General features: G+C 73.1%; 12 protein-coding genes. 6 read left to right on the forward strand and 6 right to left on the reverse strand.

What is annotated here, in order from left to right; genetic code table 11:
* Nucleotides 1-46: 46 nt before the first annotated feature.
* From J3R08_RS07890 to J3R08_RS07915, 6 genes are all read right to left on the reverse strand, one after another.
* Complete coding sequence (locus J3R08_RS07890) at nt 47-904, reverse strand: spermidine synthase (RefSeq protein WP_043325620.1); 858 nt, start codon at nt 902-904, stop codon at nt 47-49.
* On the reverse strand, nt 904-1,875 hold the full coding sequence (locus J3R08_RS07895) for a hypothetical protein (RefSeq protein ID WP_209960525.1): 972 nt from the start codon (nt 1,873-1,875) through the stop codon (nt 904-906). Before J3R08_RS07895 ends, J3R08_RS07890 begins: the two co-directional genes overlap by 1 nt.
* The gene (locus J3R08_RS07900; protein WP_209960527.1) at nt 1,872-4,346 is read right to left on the reverse strand and encodes an AAA family ATPase; all 2,475 of its coding nucleotides are present in this window, start codon (nt 4,344-4,346) and stop codon (nt 1,872-1,874) included. The genes J3R08_RS07895 and J3R08_RS07900 overlap by 4 nt, the downstream gene beginning before the upstream one ends.
* Entirely contained in the window at nt 4,346-5,494 is a 1,149-nt protein-coding gene (locus J3R08_RS07905) for an exonuclease SbcCD subunit D (protein WP_209960529.1), read from the reverse strand. Before J3R08_RS07905 ends, J3R08_RS07900 begins: the two co-directional genes overlap by 1 nt.
* An 11-nt stretch (nt 5,495-5,505) precedes the next feature.
* On the reverse strand, nt 5,506-7,254 hold the full coding sequence (locus J3R08_RS07910; RefSeq protein WP_043325613.1) for an ATP-binding protein: 1,749 nt from the start codon (nt 7,252-7,254) through the stop codon (nt 5,506-5,508).
* 472 nt (nt 7,255-7,726) lie between these two features.
* Complete coding sequence (locus J3R08_RS07915; protein WP_209960531.1) at nt 7,727-8,548, reverse strand: pyrimidine reductase family protein; 822 nt, start codon at nt 8,546-8,548, stop codon at nt 7,727-7,729.
* Nucleotides 8,549-8,698: 150 nt separating this feature from the next.
* On the opposite strand from J3R08_RS07915, the gene J3R08_RS07920 reads away from it, so the two are divergent.
* The 6 genes from J3R08_RS07920 to J3R08_RS07945 all read left to right on the forward strand — a co-directional run bounded on the left by J3R08_RS07920 (nt 8,699) and on the right by J3R08_RS07945 (nt 15,364).
* Complete coding sequence (locus J3R08_RS07920; RefSeq protein WP_187693783.1) at nt 8,699-9,244, forward strand: plasmid pRiA4b ORF-3 family protein; 546 nt, start codon at nt 8,699-8,701, stop codon at nt 9,242-9,244.
* A 233-nt stretch (nt 9,245-9,477) separates the two neighbouring features.
* The gene (locus tag J3R08_RS07925) at nt 9,478-10,797 is read left to right on the forward strand and encodes an ABC transporter substrate-binding protein (protein ID WP_043325608.1); all 1,320 of its coding nucleotides are present in this window, start codon (nt 9,478-9,480) and stop codon (nt 10,795-10,797) included.
* Nucleotides 10,798-10,916: 119 nt separating this feature from the next.
* Entirely contained in the window at nt 10,917-11,897 is a 981-nt protein-coding gene (locus J3R08_RS07930; protein WP_043325606.1) for a carbohydrate ABC transporter permease, read from the forward strand.
* Between the two features lie 105 nt (nt 11,898-12,002).
* Nucleotides 12,003-12,803 carry a carbohydrate ABC transporter permease gene (locus J3R08_RS07935; RefSeq protein WP_197494916.1) on the forward strand — a complete coding sequence of 267 codons (801 nt, stop codon included), beginning with the start codon at nt 12,003-12,005 and terminating at the stop codon, nt 12,801-12,803.
* Entirely contained in the window at nt 12,800-14,233 is a 1,434-nt protein-coding gene (locus J3R08_RS07940) for a GH1 family beta-glucosidase (RefSeq protein ID WP_043325603.1), read from the forward strand. The genes J3R08_RS07935 and J3R08_RS07940 overlap by 4 nt, the downstream gene beginning before the upstream one ends.
* An 84-nt stretch (nt 14,234-14,317) precedes the next feature.
* Complete coding sequence (locus J3R08_RS07945) at nt 14,318-15,364, forward strand: LacI family DNA-binding transcriptional regulator (protein ID WP_043325601.1); 1,047 nt, start codon at nt 14,318-14,320, stop codon at nt 15,362-15,364.
* Nucleotides 15,365-15,366 lie beyond the last annotated feature (2 nt).

The raw sequence follows: 15,366 nt of genomic DNA on the forward strand, positions 1-15,366 counted from the left end.
CCACGGGCATGGCCGCCCGGTGATACGCAGCCACCAGCCGATCGGATCAACGTTTGACGGAAAAAATTCCGGGCGGCGGGGGAGTGGAGTCGACGGCGCCCGCGTCGTGGACCACCGCCGCGCCGCCGGTGAAGCGGTCCAGCTCCGCGCCGGCCAGCACCCGGCCGGGGAACCAGTCGCCGGCCGCCCGCCGGGCCAGCTCCGGCACCGGCGGCTCCACCCGGGACGCCACCAGCACCAGGTTGCCGTAGCGGCGGCCGCGCAGCACCGCCGCGTCGCCGACCAGGCAGGCCCGGGGCAGCACGGTACGCACTGTGGCGACCTGCGCCTTCGCGTGCCGCAGCGGCGGGCCGTCGGCCACGTTCGCCAGGTAGCTGCCGCCGGGCGCCAGCACCCGGGCCACCTCGGCGGCGTACTCCACCGAGGTCAGGTGCGCGGGGGTACGGGCACCCGCGAACACGTCCGCCACGATCACGTCGTACGCGCCGTCCCGGCTCGACGTCAGCGTCGCCCGCGCGTCGGCCACCCGTACCCGCAGGCGCGGATCGGCAGGCCACGGCAGCTCGCGGCGGACCAGCTCCACCAGCGCGCCGTCCACCTCGGACACCCGCTGCGTCGAACCCGGGCGGGTGGCCTGCACGTACCGGGGCAGGGTGAGCGCGCCGCCGCCCAGGTGCAGCACCCGCAGCGGCGCCCCGGCCGGTGCCACCAGGTCCAGCGCGGCGGCCAGCCGCCGGACGTACTCGAACTCCAGGTGCGCCGGATCGGTCAGGTCCACATGCGACTGCGGCGCGCCGTCCAGCAGCAACGTCCACGAGCCCGGGCGGTCCCGGTCCGGCACCAGTTCGGCCCGCCCGGTGTCGACGTCGGCCACTACCCGGTCGGCGTCGCGTCGCCGGCCCATCAGCGCCGCATTCCGCGCGCCGCCGCGGTGAGCACCCGGTGCAGCAGCCGCGCGTCGCCGAGCATCCCGCGCAACCGGCGTTCCAGCCCGGCGATCGGCACCAGGTTCTGCGGGGCACGCGGATCCTTGTACGGGGTGGAGGCGAACCGGGGCAGCGTCACCAGCGACAGGTCGGCCAGCGCGATCGCCTCCGGCACGGTCAGGTCGGCCGAGCACTCCACCCGCACGATCCCGGCCCACGGCGCCCCGGCGCGCACCGGCAGGCGCAGATACCACGACCAGCCGCCCCACGCCGTGCCCAGCCGGAACACCGGGCACCGCTCACCCGGCGCCAGCCCGGTCACCACGGCGGTCAGCCGCCCGTCCAGGTATTGGCTGTGCTGCGTCTTGATGTACCCGAGCGTGCGCGGCAGGTTCCGCCGGCTGCGCAGCGGACCGTCCACCACCAGCAGGTCGCCGTCGGTGCGTACCGCGTCGGAGACGGCCACCTCCAGCGCGGTCAGCGGCGCCTGCACCGCCGCGGGCAGCTTGCTCAGCTCACCGGTGCCGCTGACCCGGTGCACCGGGTAACGCACAGTCCCGGCGACCACGTCCTGCGCCGACGGGCTCGCCGTGAACAGGCCCCGGCCCACCCGGGCGCCGGCCATCTCGGCGGCGCCCCGGTCCAGGTCGCAGCGCACCACACCGGCCGCGTACGAGGCGGCGATGCCGGGGAACGAGCCGCCGTCCTCCTCGGCCGTCCAGACGCTCGCGTCGATCCGCCGTACCCCGTCGACGAGCAGCACCACGTCCGGCGACCGCACGCCCGCGCGGGGGCCGATCGCTCGCCAGTCGGCGGCCGGCAGCTCGACGTCGGCGTCCACCTGGGCGCTGCTCGGCGCGGCCGGACCGGACCCGCCCGCAGCCTCGAACGACGCGCCGTACGCCGGATCCCAGGCGTCGACGAAGAACGCCGGCGACTGTGACGTCACAGGCCGGTCCGTTCCACGCGGGCCGTCCGCGCGTCCTTGCGCACCTCGAACCGGACCGGGATCCGCTCGGCCAGCGCCGGCACGTGGGTGACCACGCCGACCATCCGGTCGCCCCGGGCGGCCAGGTTCTCCAGCGTCGCCGCGACCGTGTCCAGCGTCGCCGCGTCGAGCGTGCCGAAACCCTCGTCCAGGACGATCGACTCCAGGCTGGCCGCGGTGGTGGACATGCCGGCGAGCTGCTCGGACAGCGCCAGCGCCAGCGCCAGCGACGCCTGGAACGTCTCCCCGCCGGACAGCGTGCGCACCCCGCGCCGCAGCCCCGCGTCGTGGTGGTCGACCACGAAGAACTCGCCCTTGTCGTGCACCAGGTCGTACTGCCCGCCGGACAGCTCCCGCAGGATCCGCGACGCGCCGTCGACCAGCAGGTCCAGCGCCTCGGTGAGCAGCCAGCGTTCGAAGTTGTTCGCCCGCAGGTGCGAGGCGAGCGCCCGCGCCACCCGCGCCTCGTGCTCGTGCCCGGCCCGCTGCTCCCGCAGCCCGGCGGCCTGCTCGCGGCGCTCGTCCAGGCGGCGCAACTCCGCCTCGGCCCGCTCCACCGCCACCGCCACGTCGCGCGACGCGTCCTGCGGGGCGTCCAGCCCGGCCGCGGTGAACAACGCGGCGATCCCGTCGGCGACCTCGGCCGCGGCCCGCTGCGCCGCCTCCACCGACTCGGCCAGCCCGTCGCGGTCCGCGCGCCGCGCCCGCGCCTGCTCGCCCGCCCAGTCGGCCAGCGCCGTCCACGCCGCCGCCACGTCGTCCCGGTCGGCGGCCGGCGGCCCGAACCGGGCCAGCCCGTCGCGTACCGCGTCGAAGTCACGCCAGGCCCGGCGCAGCCGATCCTGCGCGGCGTCGAGCGCGCCCCGCGCCCGCCGGGCCGCCTCCCGCCCGGCCCGCACCGCGCCGGCCGCCTCCTCCAGCGCGGCGCGCAGCCGGGCGTGCTCGGCCAGCGCCTCCCGCAGCCGTTCCGGCGTGGGCGCGTCAGTGAGCTGCTCGTCCAGCTCGGCCAGGCGCGCGCCGAGCTGGTCGTGCTGGGTCCGGGCGCGCAGCAGCACCCGGTCCAGTTCGCGGGCCGCGGCGTCGCGTTCCTGCACCACCCGCTTCGCCGCCTCGCTCGCCGCCCGCGCCGCCTTGCCCGCCTCGATCGCCCGGCTCACCGCCGAACCCTTCGGCACCGCCGGCACGGTGGTGACCGTCTGCTCGCACACCGGGCAGGGCGCGCCGTCGACCAGGTGCGCCCGCAGCGCCGCCGCCTGGTCGGCGGCCTTCGCGTCCTCGTGCGCGCGGAACGCCGACTCCAGCTCCGTCTCGGCCCGCTGCGCGTCCGCCCGCGCCGCCGCCAGCGCCGCCACCGCCGCGTCGTGCTCGCCGCGCGCCGCGTCCACCGCCGCGCGCACAGTCGCCGCCTCCGCGGTCAGCCGGTCCCGGTCCGCGTACGCCTTCAGGTGCAACCGCAACGCGCTCTCGTCACCGGCGGCGGTCAGCTCCCCGCGCAGCTTCTCCTCGCGCTCCTCGGCCAGCCCGACCGTGGCCGCCGCCTCGTCGGCGGCCACCCGGGCCGCCGCCACCGCCCGCGCCAGCTCGGCGGTGCCGTCCGGCGGTCGCACCCCGGCCAGCACACCCAGCTCCGCGTCGAGGGCGGCCAGCGCCGCGGCCCGCTCACCCGCCGTCGCCCGGGCCCGCTCCCATTCGGGTACGGCGGCAGCGACCGCCGCGGCCAGCTCCCGCATCGCGTCCACCCGCTCCCGGGCGGCGGCCAGACTCTCGTCGTCGACGTCGGTGAGCCCGCCGAGCAGCTTGTCGACGGTCTCCAGCTTCGCCTCGGCCTGCCCGGCCCGCTCGACCGCCTTCTTCTGCACGTTCTCGTAGACGCCCAGCCCGAGCAGGTTCACCAGGATCTGCTGCCGGGTGGCCGGCTTGGCGTGCAGGAAGTCGGCGAACTGCCCCTGCGGCAGCACCACGCAGGAGGTGAACTGCTCGTACGGCAGCCCGACCGCGTCCAGCACCGCCTGTTCCATCTCGGCCGGGGTGCCCGCCACCACCTCGCCCAGATCCTCCGGGCTGAGCCCGGTGTCGAGCTTGGTGACGTCGAAGCCCGGCGGCATGAGCTGCAGCCCGGCGTTGGCCGTCTTCACGGTGCCCCGGCCGTCCCGGCGCACCACCCGGGTCGCGACGTAACGGTCCCCGGCGGACTCGAAGACCAGCCGGACCCGCGCCTCGGTGGCCGACGGCGCCAGCGCGTTCGCCAGCCCCCGGGCGCCGCCCCAGCGCGGCACCGTGCCGTAGAGCGCGAAGCAGATCGCGTCGAGCACCGTCGACTTGCCCGAACCGGTCGGCCCGACCAGCGCGAAGAAGTCCGCGTCGGTGAAGTCGACAGTGGTCTCGTCGCGGAACACCGTGAACCCGGCCATGTCCAGCCGCATCGGCCGCATCAGTGCTCCACCTCCTCGAGCAGCTCGTCGAAGAGTTCCCGGACACCCTCGTCGGCGTGCCCGCGGCTGTCCAGGTAGTCGCCGAACAACTCGCCCGGCGACCGCCCGGCCCGCTGGGCGGTCCGGGTCCCGCTGCCCGGCGCGGGCACTAGCTCCGGGTCGATCCGGATCTCCAGCGCCCGGGGCAGCAGCTCCTGCACCTCCTCGCGCAGCCCGGCCCGGGGCTGCTCCCGGACGTAGACGCGCAGCCAGCCCTCCGGCGCCTCGATCTCGGCGAGCTGCGCGAGCGTGCCGCGTACCGTGCGCAGCGGCACCGCGCCCGGCACCGGCACCTCCCGGATGCGGGCGGCCGTGGTGGCGGTGACCTCCACGATCGTCACCGAGCTGACGTTCTCCTGCTCGCCGAAGTCGACGGCGAGCGGGCTGCCGCTGTAGCGGATCGGGCACGGGCCGACGACCCGCTGCGAGCGGTGCAGGTGACCCAGCGCCACGTAGTGCGCGTTGCCGGGGAAGACGGTGGCCGGGACCGCGTATCCGAGCACCGTGTGCGCGTCCCGCTCGCCGCCGCCGGTGCTCGCCCCGACCACTGTCAGGTGCGCGGTCACCAGGTGCACGCGGTCCGGCTCGGTGAACCCCTCGGCGAGCCGGTCCAGCACCCGGCCCAGGTGGTCGGCGTACGTCTGGTTCGCCTCGGCCGGGGTGAGCGTGTACATCTCCACCGCGCGCACCGCGTACCGCTGGGACAGGAACGGCAGCGCGGCCAGCCGCCAGCGTTCCCCACCGGCGGTGACCCCGTCGACGACGTGCTCGTCCGGGTTCTCCCGGACGCTGCCGCGCAGCGTGATCCCGGCCGCCTCGGCCCACGGGCGCAGCGCGTCCAGCGCCGCGCCGTTGTCGTGGTTGCCGCCGATCGCCACCACGTCCGCGCCGGTACGCCGCAGCGCGGTGAGCGCCCGGGTCACCAGCCGCGTCGCCTCCGGGGTGGGCGCGGCGGTGTCGTACAGGTCACCGGCGACGATGACCAGGTCCGGCCGCTCACGCTGGGCGATCTCGATGACCTGGGCGAGGACCTGCTTGTGCTCCTCGGCCCGGGACTGCCCCTTGAGGACCTTGCCGACGTGCCAGTCGGAGGTGTGCAGGATCTTCATCTGGGTGCCGCCTAGAACGGGATGTCGTCGTCGGAGGAGCCGGAGCCGACCACCGCGAACGGATCGGCGGCCTGCGTGATCGACCGTAGCGTCTCCGAGGGCGCGCGGCCCGCCTCCGAGACCCGGGTGGCCCACGCCGGGAACGGGAACTCCAGGCAGAGCGGCACCGGGATGTCCGGCTGGTTGACGAACATCGTGCCCGGCTTGGCCAGCAGCGCCCGCTGCCGTTGGGCGGGCGGCAGGAAGCCGTACTCCGGGCGGGACGCCTCGGCCGGGTCGAGCCGGCCCACCACCCGGATCGCCGAGTTGGTGACGATCCGCCGTTCCACCTCGCTGGCGGTCTGCTGCGCGCCGACCAGGATCACGCCCAGCGAGCGGCCCCGCTCGGCGATGTCGAGCAGCACCTCCTTGATCGGCGACGAGCCCTCCCGCGGCGCGTACTTGTTCAGCTCGTCGAGTACGACGAACAGCAGCGGCTTGGCGGTGCCCGCCTTCTCCTTGCGCTCGAACTCGCTCTTGAGCGTCACACCGACCACGAACCGCTGCGCGCGATCGGGCAGGTTGTGCAGGTCGACCACTGTCACCTGCGCGCTCTCCGCCGTGTTGATCGAGTGCGGGCGGCGGGTCGCCAGGTCACCACGGATCAACCGGCCCAGGTCCTTCTTGCTGCCGATCAGCCGCCGGGCGAACGCGTTCACGGTGCCCAGCCCGACCGCGCTGCCCGCCCACTCGCCGCGCGTCTCGTCGTCGTTGAGCTGCTCGACCACGTGGTCGACCAGATCCGCGTACGAGCCGAGCCGCACCCCGTCGATGCTCACCCCGCCGTCGGCCGGCTGGGCGTAACGGGCCAGGTGCGCGGCCACCGAGTGGACCACCATCGTGTACTGCTGGCGCTCGTCGTCCGCGTCGGCGAACACGTACGGCAGGAGCCGGTCGGCGCAGAACTCGGACAGCGTCCAGTAGAAGCTGTCCACCCCGGTGAGCCGGCTGCTCACATCCGGCGTGCCGGAGGAGTCGCCGACCCGCGGCGGGGCGTACACCCGCACGTCCGGGAACGCGCCGGCATCAAGGCCCAGCTTCGCGTACGCCGCCCGGGTCGGATCGTCGAGCCGGCTGTTCGGGTGGTCGAGGAAGAGCAGGTCCTCGCCCTTCACGTTGAAGATCAGCGCCTTCGCGTTGACCGCGTCGCCGCCCAGCACGCCGGAGCGGAACACCGAGTAGAGCAGGAACGTGGCGAAACTCGTCTTGGTCGCGACGCCGGAGATGCCGGAGATCGACACGTGCGCGCCCCGGGTGCCGTCGAGGAAGTCGGCGTTGAGGTAGACCGGCACCCCGTCGCGGCCCATCCCCATCGGGATCCGCCGCTCCATCCGGTCGAAGTGCAGCGCCCGCGCCCGCGCGTCACCCTCGGCCCGGTGCACCACGGCGCCCGGCGTCGGCGGCACGTAGAACTCCGGGTCGACCCGCGTGGTCGTCACCTCGGCCGCCTCCTGCACCTGCGCCGGCAGCGTGCCGTCGGCGATGGCGAAGACGTCGGAGTCGAACTGCGCCCCCTCGTGCCGGGCACGCACCTGGGTCACCACCCCGGCGATCGTCACCGGCTCCCGGTCGGGCAGGTCGCGGCGGGTCACCACCACGTCGTCCAGCTGCAGGTAGCTGCCCGGCGCGACCGCCGTCCAGAAGGTGAGCGGGGTGGCGTCGGCGGTGCCGAGCACCCGGCCGACACCCTCGCCGGGCCCGTCGAGCTGGTCGTCGGTCATCGGCGGTCTCCGGTCGGCTGGTCGTACCGTTGGCGGTGCACGTCGTGCATCCTGCCCGAGGGATGCGACAGGTTGCCACGCGACGCGGCGGACGCCACGCCGAGCGTGCGCCGAACGGTAGCCGCCTGGATCCGCCCGGCCACGGTGCGTACGTTTCTGCCCGCTCCGGCGCTGTCTCCGGCCCCCGGCCCGGCCGACTCGGTGGAACGTCATGGGTGTCTCCGCGCGCTTCTGACACCCATGACGTTCCACTCGCCCCGCGAACCCCGGGTTGCTTGGCGCGCGAGAGCCGCCCCCAATGTCGAGACCCACGTCCCGCTCTCCGGGACGCTCGGAGATCTTGGTACGAGAGCGCCCTCATAGGGGCCGTTTGGTACCAAGATCTCGGGAGCCGGGAGCCGGGAGCCGGGAGCCGGGAGCCGGGAGCCGGGAGCCGGGAGCCGGGAGCCGGGAGCCGGGAGCCGGGAGCTGGTCAGGCGGCGGGGGCGGATCCGGCGGGTGTGGGGTCGGCGGGGTCGCGGGCGTACCGCAACATGAGCACTCCGTCGGCGGCGGCCAGCACGTGGCGCAGCGGCAGGTGCCGGGGCGGGCTGGCGTCCCCGGCGGTGATCCGGCCCGGGCCGGCGCCGGCGAGCAGCGGCGCCACGGTCAGGCACAGCTCGTCGACCAGGTCGGCGGCGGTGAGCGCGCCGAACAGGTGCGGGCCGCCCTCGCAGAGCAGTTGGTCCAGCCCTCGGCGGCGCAGCTCCGCCAGGCCCACGGCCAAGTCGACCCGGCCGCTGCCGTCGACCCGGTCGGTGCTGGTGACCGGGCCGGTGCCACAGCGGACCAGGTCGGCGACGTCGGTGAGGCCGGGCGGCGGTACGGCGTCGGCGTGGGTGAGCACGATCGGCCGGACCGGGGCGTCGGCGAACGCGGCCTGGGCCGGGTCGAGGTCGAGTGAGCCGGAGACGACCACGAGCGTCGGGAACTCGGCCAGCCCGCGTTCGCGGCGCCAGGCCCGGCGTTCCGGGCTCAGCCGGACCGCCCGGTAGCCCTCGTGCCGCAGCGTGCCGGCGGCCACCACGAGAGCGTCGCAGAGCATCCGCAGCAGCCCGAAGACCCGCTTGTCCGGCTCGCCGGAGAGCCCGGCGGAGTAGCCGTCCAGAGTGACCGCCCCGTCGGCGCTGGCGACGAAGTTGACCCGCAGGTGCGGGCGGGCCGCCCGGCCGTAGAGCGCGGTGAGTTCCGGATCGGTCAGCGCGCCGGTGACGGGTGCGGGCCAGATCCGTTCGATCGGGGTTCCGACGCTCATTCGCCGGCCGGACCGGTGACCGGAGGGGTGGGTTCGGGGGTACGGTGCTGGCAGTCGCACCACTTCCGGCCAGGACAGTCGTCGTGCCGCCGTTCCCGGCAGGCTCGGCAGATCATGCAGGCAGCCTATGCCGAGGAAGGATGGGACGTCGTGTCGCGTCAGATCTTCCAGCTCATGGTGTCGCTGGCCGGGGTCCGGCCGCCGGTGTGGCGGCGGGTGCTGGTGCCCGGCGGCTACACGCTGGACCGGCTGCACCGGGTGATCCAGCACGCGATGGGCTGGCGCGACTGCCACCTGCACTCGTTCGACGTGGACGGCCGGCAGTACGGCGAACCCGACCCGGACGGCGAGCTGGCGCTGCGCGACGAACTGGACGTCCGGCTGGACACGGTAGTGGGCAAGGGCGACCGGTTCCGCTACACCTACGACTTCGGGGACTGGTGGGAGCACGACCTGGTGGTCGAGGACTGCTGCGCCGCCGACCCGGACGAGCGTTACCCGGTCTGCCTGGACGGGGAGCGGGCCTGCCCGCCGGAGGACGTGGGCGGCCCGGCCGGGTACGCGGTCCTGCTCGCGGCGCTCGCCGACCCGGCGCACCCGGAACACGTGACGATGCGCGAGTGGGCCGGCCCGGCGTTCGATCCGGCCGCGTTCGACGCCGGCCGCGCCACCGTCCTGCTGCGCCGCTGCTGCTGATCGCGCCGTCCGCGCGCCGCTGATCGCGGGCTCCGAGGAGGGGTCGCCAGCGGCGCGGTAACGAAATGGGAACGCTCCCAACGGTCTATTGACACCCCTGTCACCTCCCGGCAACCTCATGGGAGCGCTCCCGAGAGTGGTGCGGATCTCCCTCCTGCCCCGCTCCGGCCCGCGCGCAACGCACCCCCCACCACACAGCAGATATCGCCTCACCACCGAAAGAGGGGTCTCGGATGAGCGTCCCAATCCGTCGTCGGCGGTTCGCGGCCATCGCGCTCGCGTCCGTCGTCGTGCTCGGCACCACCGCCGCCTGCGGCGACGACTCGGACAGCGGCGACAGCGGCAGCGGCGACGGCCCGATCACGCTGGTCGTCGACGTCTTCGGCGACCAGGGCTTCGGCTACGAAGAGCTGTACAAGCAGTACGAAGCGGAGCACACGAACGTCAAGATCCAGGAGCGGGGCAAGGGTCTCGGCCTCGGTGACTACAACACCCGTCTGACCCAGCAGATCACCGCGGGCTCGGGCGCCGGTGACGTGGTGGCCCTGGAAGAGGGCACCATCGTCCAGTTCTACGCCCAGGCCGACAAGTTCGTGAACCTCGCCGACCACGGCGCGAACGACCTCAAGGGCAACTTCCTGCCGTGGAAGTGGGAGCAGGGCACCACCCCCGACGGCAAGGTGCTGGGCCTCGGCACCGACGTCGGCTCGATGGCGCTGTGCTACCGCAGCGACCTGTTCAAGGCCGCCGGGCTGCCCACCGACCGCGAGCAGGTCGGCGCGCTCTGGCCGACCTGGGACGAGTTCATCGCCACCGGCCAGAAGTTCGCCGCCGCGGACAAGAAGCACAAGTTCGTCGACTCGGCGACCAACTTCTACAACGTGGTGCTGATGCAGGTCGCGGGCCAGGGCAGCGGCTACACGTACTACGACAAGAGCAACAAGATGGTCATCGACCAGAACCCGGACGTGAAGACGGCGTACGACCTCACCACCAAGATGATCGCCGCCGGGCTGTCCAACAACCTCCAGTCGTTCTCCAACGAGTGGAACGCCGGCTTCAAGAACGGCACCTTCGCCACCATCGCCTGCCCCGCCTGGATGACCGGTGTCATCAAGGGCCAGGCCGGTGACGCGGCGGCCGGCAAGTGGGACATCGCCAAGGCGCCGGGCGCCGGTGGCAACTGGGGCGGTTCCTTCCTGGGCGTGCCGAAGTCGAGCAAGCACCAGAAGGAGGCCGCGGAGCTGGCCAAGTTCCTGACCAGCGCCAAGGGTCAGATCGGCGCGTACAAGGCGGTCGGCAACCTGCCGTCGAACCCGCAGGCGCTCACCGACCCGGCCGTCGCCGACTCGACCAACGACTACTTCAGCAAGGCCCCGGTCGGCAAGATCTTCGCCGCCGGCGCGACCGAGCTGAAGCCGGTCTACCTCGGCCCGAAGAACAACGCGGTCCGCACCGCCGTGGAGAACACGCTGCGCGCCGTGGAGCAGGGCAAGTCGGCCGGCGAGCAGTGGCAGGCGGCCCTGAAGAACGGTGCGGCCGCCGGTAAGTGACCGGTTGAGCCGCCCGCGGGTGGCGTCGGCAGCCCATGCTGCCGGCGCCACCCGCGGTGCCCGCAGAGTCCGGCGTCGCCCGTGTGGCGGGTGACGCCGGCCGAGGAGAAGGACTCCCCATGAGCCTCGACCTGCACGCCGCGGCGCCGCCCGAGCCCGGCGCGCCGCGCTCCGCACGTCACACACGCCGCCGCGCCGCCTCGATGACCCGGCTGGACCTGAAGTACTCGCCCTACCTGTACGTCCTGCCGTTCTTCGTGATCTTCGCCGTGTTCGGCGTGTACCCGATCGCGTACACGGTCTGGATCGCGCTGACCGACCGGTCGCCGCTGAACCCGACGATCTCCTTCGTCGGGATGGACAACTTCGTCGAACTGATCACCGAGGACCCGCAGTTCTGGAACGCGGTGGTCAACACGTTCGGCATGTTCGCGCTCTCCACAGTGCCCCAGTTGCTGCTGGCGCTGATGCTCGCCAACGCGCTGAACCGGAAGCTGCGCGCGCAGACGTTCTTCCGGATGGCCATCGCGATGCCGATCATCACCTCGACCGCCGTGGTCGCGCTGATCTTCTCGATGCTCTACGCCAAGGACTTCGGCCTGGTCAACTGGCTGCTCGACAGCATCGGCCTGGACCCGATCGACTGGCGGGCGAACCGCTTCGCCTCATGGTTCGCCATCTCCACCATGGTCGACTGGCGGTGGGTCGGCTACAACGCGCTGATCTACCTCGCCGCCATGCAGTCGATCAGCAAGGACATGTACGAGGCCGCGGCGCTGGACGGCGCCTCCCGGCGGCGGCAGTTCTGGTCGATCACGGTCCCGCAGCTGCGCCCCACGATCATCTTCACGCTGATCATCTCCACCATCGGCGGCCTTCAGCTGTTCACCGAGCCCCTGCTGTTCACCAGCGGCTCGGGCGGTCTCTCCGGTGGTTCGGAGGGGCAGTTCCAGACCATCACGATGTACCTGCTCGACGTGATGAACCAGCGCTTCCGGTGGGGGTACGCCGGAGCGGTCGCGCTCGTGCTCTTCGTGCTCATCGCGTTGATGTCGGCGATCAACTACCTGCTCGCCCGCCGCATCAGCTCCGACAAGTGAGGTGACGAGATGACGACCACCGCGGTCCGCCCGCCCACCCGGCACAGCGCGCCGGTGAAGACCACCCACCGGGCCGAGCGGCTCTGGAAAGCCAGCCCGCTCACCATGATCGGCCTGATCTTCGGCGTGCTGCTCTCCCTGTTCCCGTTCTACTGGATGATCGTGATCGCCAGCCGGACGAACGACGCGGCCAACTCCTGGCCGCCGCCGTTCCTGCCCGGCGGCAAGCTCGGCGAGAACATCGAGCGGGTGCTCGCCAACAGCGACGCCAACATCCTCAAGGGCCTGATGAACTCGTTCCTGGTCGCCGGGACGATCACCGTCGCGACGGTGTTCTTCGGCTCGCTGGCCGGCTTCGCGTTCGCCAAGCTGCGCTTCCGGGGCAAGAACGCGCTGCTGCTGATCATCCTCACCTCGATGATGGTGCCGATCCAGCTCGGCGTGCTGCCGCTGTACATCCTGATGGCCAAGCTCGACTGGCTGAACACCATGCCGTCGGTGACCGTTCCGTTCCTGATCGGCGGCTTCGGCATCTTCATGATGCGCCAGTACGCCGAGCAGGCGGTACCGAACGAGCTGATCGAGGCGGCCCGGGTGGACGGCTGTTCCACCTGGCGGGTGTACTGGCACGTGGTGGCGCCCGCGCTGCGTCCGGCCGCCGCGGTGCTGGGTCTGCTGACCTTCATGGAGCAGTGGAACCAGTTCTTCTGGCCGTTCGTGGTGCTGGCGGACCCGTCCAACCCGACCGTCCAGATCTCGCTGCGCAGCCTCAACACCGCCTACTTCGCCGACAACTCGCAGATCTTCGCCGGTACGTTGATCGCGACCCTGCCCCTGTTCGTCGTGTTCGTTCTGTTCGGCCGCCAGATCATCGGCGGCATCATGGAAGGCGCCGTCAAGTCGTGAGCAATCCAGCAAGCCCGCCCGCCGTCGGTCTCCTCGACGCCGGTCCGGCCCTGACCTTCCCGCCGGACTTCCTCTGGGGCGCGGCCACCGCCGCGTACCAGATCGAGGGCGCGGCGGCGGAGGGTGGCCGTGCGCCGTCGATCTGGGACACCTTCAGCCACACCGAGGGGCGGACGGTGGCCGGGCACACCGGCGACGTGGCGTGCGACCACTACCACCGGATGCCGGACGACGTGCGGTTGATGGCCGACCTGGGGCTGCGGTCGTACCGCTTCTCGGTGAGCTGGCCGCGGGTGCAGCCGGGCGGCACGGGCGGCGTCAACCAGGAGGGCATGGACTTCTACCGCCGCCTGATCGACGAGCTGCTCGGCCACGGCATCGAGCCCTGGCTGACGCTCTACCACTGGGACCTGCCGCAGCCGCTGGAGGACGCGGGCGGCTGGCCGGCCCGGGACACCGCCGGCCGGTTCGCCGAGTACGCGCATCTGGTCGCCGACGCGCTCGGCGACCGCGTGAAGTACTTCACCACGCTGAACGAGCCGTGGTGCTCGGCGTTCCTCGGCTACGGCTCCGGCGTGCACGCGCCGGGCCGCCGCGACGGCGCGGACGCGCTGCGGGCCGGGCACCACCTGATGCTCGGTCACGGCCTGGCCGTGCAGGCGGTCCGCGCGGTCCGCCCGGACGCGCAGCTCGGGATCACCGTCAACCTGTACCCGGTCACCCCGGCGACCGACTCGGCGGCGGACGCCGACGCGGCCCGCCGGATCGACGCGCTGGCGAACCGGTTCTTCCTCGACCCGGTGCTGCGCGGGGCGTACCCGGCGGACCTGGTCGCCGACGTGCGCCAGATCACCGACATGGGGCACGTGCGCGACGGTGACCTGGCGACCATCGCCACGCCGCTGGACATGGTCGGGATCAACTACTACAGCCGGCACGTGGTCGCCGCGCCGGTCGAGGGCGCGGAGCCGGAGCCCTACTGGCGGGCGCCGTCCTGCTGGCCGGGCAGCGAGGACGTCCGGTTCGTCACCCGGGGTGTCCCGGTGACGGACATGGACTGGGAGATCGACGCCCCGGGCCTGGTGGAGACGCTGGAGCGGGTCCACCGGGAGTACACCGACCTGCCGCTCTACGTCACCGAGAACGGCTCGGCGTTCGTCGACGAGCTGGTCGACGGCCGGGTGGACGACCCGGACCGGCTGGCCTACTTCGCCGCGCACCTGCGGGCGGCGCACGCCGCGATCGAGGCCGGCGTGCCGCTCAAGGGCTACTTCGCCTGGTCGCTGATGGACAACTTCGAGTGGGCCTGGGGCTACACGAAGCGGTTCGGCATGGTCTATGTCGACTACGACAGCCAGGCCCGGATCGCGAAGTCCAGCGCCAGGTGGTACGCCGACGTGATCCGACGCAACGGACTGCCCGCACAATAAGCTGGGCCAGCCAGTAACGGGCGGCCCGGCGCCGACGCCTCAATCGGTGCCGGGCCCGCCCGACCGTCGGAGGAGCAACAGACGATGACAACGCAGCGCACCCGCTCGCTCGGGCGTCCGACCCTCGACGCGGTCGCGGCCCGCGCCGGCGTCGGGCGCGGCACTGTCTCCCGCGTGGTCAACGGCTCGCCGCAGGTCAGCCCGGAGGCCCGGGCCGCCGTCCAGCAGGCCATCGCCGAGCTGGGGTACGTGCCGAACCGCGCCGCCCGTGCGCTGGTCACCCAGCGGACCGACTCGGTGGCCCTGGTCGTCTCCGAGTCGGGGGAGCGGGTCTTCACCGAGCCGTTCTTCGCGGCCATCGTGCGGGGCGTCAGCTCCGGGCTGGTCGAGACGCCGATGCAGCTCTGGCTGGCCATGGTGCAGTCGCCGATCGAGCGGGAACGGGTCGAGCACCACCTGACCAACCAGCACGTCGACGGCGTGCTCCTGCTCTCGCTGCACGACGCCGACCCGCTGCCCACGCTGCTGGAGGAGCGCGGCCTGCCGACTGTGCTCGGCGGCCGCCCGGCGCGGATGCTGCACCCGAACGCCCAGCCGGCGTGGTTCGTCGACATGGACAACGTCGGCGGCGCGCGGCAGGCGGTGGAGCACCTGTTCCGCCAGGGCCGCCGGCGGGTCGCCACCATCGCCGGCCCGCAGGACATGGGCGCCGGCCTGGCCCGGCTCTCCGGCTACCAGGAGGCCGTCCGGGCGTCCGGCGGCCGGATCGACCCGGGCCTGATCGCGTACGGGGACTTCAGCGAGGGCAGCGGCACCGCCGCGATGCGCCGGCTGCTGGACGTCTGCCCGGAACTGGACGCCGTGTTCGTCGCCTCCGACCTGATGGCGTTCGGCGCGTTGCGCGCGCTGCGCGAGGCGGGCCGCCGGGTGCCGGAGGACGTCGCGGTGATCGGCTTCGACGACGCCCCGATCGCGCGTCAGGCCGAGCCGCCGCTGACCACCGTGTTCCAGCCGGTGGAGGAGATGGGCCGGCAGATGGCCCGGCTGCTGGTCTCCCGCATCCGCGGCGAGGAGGTTCCCTCGCCGCACGTGCTGCTGGACACCGAGCTGATCCACCGCGCCTCCGCCTGACC

The sequence above is a fragment of the Micromonospora sp. HB375 genome (assembly GCF_017872985.1).
Classification (GTDB): Bacteria; Actinomycetota; Actinomycetes; order Mycobacteriales; family Micromonosporaceae; genus Micromonospora; species Micromonospora chalcea.

Bases quoted from the DNA above. Each gene is read 5' to 3' on its own strand.
- J3R08_RS07890 (WP_043325620.1), bottom strand. From the start codon at position 904: ATGGGCCGGCGACGCGACGCCGACCGGGTAGTGGCCGACGTCGACACC.
- J3R08_RS07900 (WP_209960527.1), bottom strand. From the start codon at position 4,346: ATGCGGCCGATGCGGCTGGACATGGCCGGGTTCACGGTGTTCCGCGAC.
- J3R08_RS07905 (WP_209960529.1), bottom strand. From the start codon at position 5,494: ATGAAGATCCTGCACACCTCCGACTGGCACGTCGGCAAGGTCCTCAAG.
- J3R08_RS07910 (WP_043325613.1), bottom strand. From the start codon at position 7,254: ATGACCGACGACCAGCTCGACGGGCCCGGCGAGGGTGTCGGCCGGGTG.
- J3R08_RS07915 (WP_209960531.1), bottom strand. From the start codon at position 8,548: ATGAGCGTCGGAACCCCGATCGAACGGATCTGGCCCGCACCCGTCACC.
- J3R08_RS07925 (WP_043325608.1), top strand. From the start codon at position 9,478: ATGAGCGTCCCAATCCGTCGTCGGCGGTTCGCGGCCATCGCGCTCGCG.
- J3R08_RS07930 (WP_043325606.1), top strand. From the start codon at position 10,917: ATGAGCCTCGACCTGCACGCCGCGGCGCCGCCCGAGCCCGGCGCGCCG.
- J3R08_RS07935 (WP_197494916.1), top strand. From the start codon at position 12,003: ATGATCGGCCTGATCTTCGGCGTGCTGCTCTCCCTGTTCCCGTTCTAC.
- J3R08_RS07945 (WP_043325601.1), top strand. From the start codon at position 14,318: ATGACAACGCAGCGCACCCGCTCGCTCGGGCGTCCGACCCTCGACGCG.